Here is a 3,238-nt window from a genome sequence, read left to right as displayed (position 1 = left end):
CTGACCTCAGCCCATTATTGAAATTACTTTGATAAAATTCAATGTCAGGACTATCATATATTCGTGGTATTTGTTTTTTGGGTTGGGGAGACATGACGTATGGGTATTGGCTTTATCGAGTGAGGAAAAATGAATAAACGATCTGATGTCAGCTTGAAAAAAGCCAACAGGCGTAAGCAGATTAACTATTGGGTGGATTCCGCTATTCACGACCTTGATGTTGCTGAAACCCTTTTTAAGAGTGGAAAGTATGACTGGTGTCTGTTTATAGCCCATCTGGTCCTGGAAAAAATGCTCAAAGCGTTCTATGTTAAACATGTTGGAAAACTACCACCTCGTATTCATGATCTGGTCAGGATGGCTTATATGGCGGAAGTTGAGTTTGATGAACAGACCCTGGAATTCATGGATGCAATCAATACTGGTTTAAGACCGGGTCTGACCCTGGCAAGGTTTTGTTTTTACAGGTAATGTTGGCTGAAATATGAGTTGAAAAGGTCTTAGAGTGTGCTTTTCGGGGGGTGGAAAGGGGGTTTTAAGGTTTAAGTATTAAGGTTTAGGTTTTTGATGCGGTATCCTTGAAAATCAGTATGTTGATATTAAAAAATATTTATATCACTGATAAGCTGAATCATGATCAGGATGTAATGACAACAGGCGTAGCCATGACCCGTCACGATATGCTATTCCCCGAAATCCCTTGCCGATTCGAAAACTGTAAAGTTTGTTACCGCCCGGGCCTTTTTGTGATAGAATAACCTCCCATTTTAGACCGTAATCTGAATATACCTGTTGCCATGTCATATTTGTCAATTTCCGCAAAGTATTGAGGGTGTTGTGCTGATCACTTTTGGACAGATTGAAAAGCAGGCGTTGAAAAACAGGATTGTTTAAATCTAAACGTATGTGTTGATGTATTTTTTGACTCATCATTTGATCCGGGCTTCTAATTCCTCAAAGTTTGTATCTTCGGGCGGATTTTTCTCTGCCCAGGTAATTGCTTCATTGAGTTTGGTTTGGACATCCGGCCTGTGAAGCCACCTTTCATTATCGGGAATGAAGCGACCCAGCTTGACAATCCAAACCCCTGTGTCGATTTCATCCAACATTACGGTTTGACCTGCGAATTTTTTACCGAGGGAGATCTGCCCGCTGCTTCCGACTGTTTTTATAGTGTTCATAAGCTCTCCTATAATTAATTAATATTGTATATTAATAATTCATGATAGCACGAATGCATGATAAGTCAAGACAAAGAATTATTAACGGGTTTGGCGTTGTTGTTGACTCATTCTGATTTATCGTATAGACTAAACAGAGTAGACTAAACTTAAGATCAGGGGGGATATTATGGAAATATTTAATATTCATTATGCAAAAACACATTTTTCAAAATTGTTGCTCCGGGTACATTCCGGGGAAGAAATTATTATTGCAAAGGCTGGAAAGCCTTATGCAAAATTAGTTCCTTTAAAACAAATTACCAGAAGAATATCAGGTATTGCCAAAGGTAAGGTAACAGATGCATTTTTTGAACCTTTGTCTGAAAAAGAACTCCAAAAGTGGGAATAAAATTTAATGATAATTGATACCCATATTTTTCTTTGGTGGCTTTTTGATGACCCCCGGTTACCGGTTAAGATTAAAAAGTACATGCAAAATATTAATCATACAATATATGTAAGCTCAGCATCGGTCTGGGAAATTGCTACAAAATATCGTCTGGGAAAATTGCCTGAAGCTGCTTCAGTGGCAACAGATGTTCCGAAATGGATTATAAAAGCAGGATTTCAATCTTTGGATATTACTCCTGAACACGCTCAACTGTCAGGAGCCTGGGATATTCCCCATAGAGATCCCTTTGACCGGATGCTGGCAGCCCAATCCAAATTGGAAAACCTCCCGTTAGCCAGTATTGATAAAGCGATGACACTCTTTCCAATTAAGGTTAATCGGGGTTGATAAGAACGGTGTATAACGGGGCCGTGTATAACGGGGCCAGGGGTTTATTATTTACTTTTTTAACTTGACGGTATAGTATTAACAAATGGCACGCAAACCAAGAATAGATCAGGTTGGGTTTTATCATGTGATTAACCGTGGAGTTGAAAAAAGAGATATCTATCTGGATGATAAAGATCGACGTCGCTTTTTGGAAATTATTGACGAGAGTGCCGGGCTTTTTGATTTCAGTATCTACTCCTATTGCCTGATGACAAATCACTATCATTTGTTGCTCAAGACGCGTAAAGAGAACTTATCAATAATTATGAGGCAGATAAATTCCAAATACAGTATTTATTTTAATCGGAAAATGAAAAGAGTAGGGCCTTTGTGGCAGGGGAGGTTTAAATCCTGGTTTGTCTATAATGAAAAGTATTTAGCGGCTCTGATCAAGTATATTGAGCTTAATCCGGTTAAGGCGCAGATAACAAAAAAAACAGGTGAATATCGCTGGGCAATGTCAACCCGTGTTGAGAATTTAGAATGCACTGACTTTGGGTTGATGGATACAATTGATTTTAAACTGAGTATGAGTGACAAAGAGACTCAGAATGTTGAGGCTGTGTTTTCTGCCAAGCTTGAAGTTAAAGGGAGAAGAGTGGTTAATAAAGTTAAAAAACCTTTGAGCGAACATTTTGATAAAGTCAGAAGAGAGGTTGCCGTGGCAAATGCCATAAAAGATGGTTATACTCAGGTGGATGTTGGCAAACATCTGGGCTTATCCAATATTGCGGTCTCCAGAATATTTAAAATTTACAGGGCCAGGGATTGTTTGTTTAGCAAACTCCGGGATATGGGTGTGTTCTGGAGTTATTCCAAAGAGATTGACTATGATCAGGCCGGGCCGGAATTATGTGTGGAATACCTGTTGAAGTATGGGGATTTTGATGATATCAGGCTGGGCTTTGAGTTGTTTGGAAAACGCCTGATGAAAAAGGTATGGCAGGCCAGAGTTGCCTGCAACAGGCAGTTTTTAAAGCTTAATGTGATGCTTGCCAGAGTATTTTTTGATATGGATGTGAAAAACTAGGGGGTCAGGCTTCCTTTTAGCAGGGTCTGACCCCGATAAGCTTTTGTTTTTACAAAAGATATTGCTTGAATCAGGGGCTAAAAAGGCTATTACCGCAAATGACAGTTGGATTCTACCAACCATTTGATTTTATTTCAATTAATTTTAACCAGTTACCTTTGCAGAGTATATGATTTAGTTCTTAAACCAAGAATTTTTAAGATT

At 38.9% G+C, this 3,238-nt stretch carries 5 protein-coding genes; 4 read left to right on the top strand and 1 reads right to left on the bottom strand.

The annotated features are described in order from the left end of the window. The first annotated feature begins 129 nt into the window (after positions 1 to 129). Positions 130 to 471, top strand: coding sequence for a HEPN domain-containing protein (locus HGJ91_RS07135; protein WP_291347025.1), 342 nt, complete (start codon positions 130 to 132; stop codon positions 469 to 471). A 458-nt stretch (positions 472 to 929) separates the two neighbouring features. On the opposite strand, the gene HGJ91_RS07130 is transcribed toward HGJ91_RS07135, so the two are convergent. Next, entirely contained in the window at positions 930 to 1,181 is a 252-nt protein-coding gene (locus HGJ91_RS07130) for a hypothetical protein (protein ID WP_291347024.1), read from the bottom strand. A gap of 169 nt (positions 1,182 to 1,350) precedes the next feature. Here HGJ91_RS07130 and HGJ91_RS07125 point away from each other — a divergent pair, with 169 nt between their 5' ends. The 3 genes from HGJ91_RS07125 to HGJ91_RS07115 all read left to right on the top strand — a co-directional run bounded on the left by HGJ91_RS07125 (position 1,351) and on the right by HGJ91_RS07115 (position 3,034). Beyond that, complete coding sequence (locus HGJ91_RS07125; protein WP_291347023.1) at positions 1,351 to 1,572, top strand: type II toxin-antitoxin system Phd/YefM family antitoxin; 222 nt, start codon at positions 1,351 to 1,353, stop codon at positions 1,570 to 1,572. A 6-nt stretch (positions 1,573 to 1,578) separates the two neighbouring features. Continuing rightward, positions 1,579 to 1,962 carry a type II toxin-antitoxin system VapC family toxin gene (locus HGJ91_RS07120; protein WP_291347022.1) on the top strand — a complete coding sequence of 128 codons (384 nt, stop codon included), beginning with the start codon at positions 1,579 to 1,581 and terminating at the stop codon, positions 1,960 to 1,962. Between the two features lie 85 nt (positions 1,963 to 2,047). Then, complete coding sequence (locus tag HGJ91_RS07115; RefSeq protein ID WP_291347021.1) at positions 2,048 to 3,034, top strand: transposase; 987 nt, start codon at positions 2,048 to 2,050, stop codon at positions 3,032 to 3,034. Positions 3,035 to 3,238 lie beyond the last annotated feature (204 nt).

Source organism: Desulfobacula sp. (assembly GCF_014237455.1).
In the GTDB taxonomy this organism is placed as follows: Bacteria; Desulfobacterota; Desulfobacteria; order Desulfobacterales; family Desulfobacteraceae; genus Desulfobacula.
This window is presented reverse-complemented; position numbering and strand designations above follow the sequence as displayed.

Excerpts from the sequence above, each read along its gene's own strand:
- HGJ91_RS07115 (WP_291347021.1), top strand. The coding sequence starts at position 2,048 with ATGGCACGCAAACCAAGAATAGATCAGGTTGGGTTTTATCATGTGATT.
- HGJ91_RS07135 (WP_291347025.1), top strand. The coding sequence starts at position 130 with ATGAATAAACGATCTGATGTCAGCTTGAAAAAAGCCAACAGGCGTAAG.
- HGJ91_RS07120 (WP_291347022.1), top strand. The coding sequence starts at position 1,579 with ATGATAATTGATACCCATATTTTTCTTTGGTGGCTTTTTGATGACCCC.
- HGJ91_RS07130 (WP_291347024.1), bottom strand. The coding sequence starts at position 1,181 with ATGAACACTATAAAAACAGTCGGAAGCAGCGGGCAGATCTCCCTCGGT.
- HGJ91_RS07125 (WP_291347023.1), top strand. The coding sequence starts at position 1,351 with ATGGAAATATTTAATATTCATTATGCAAAAACACATTTTTCAAAATTG.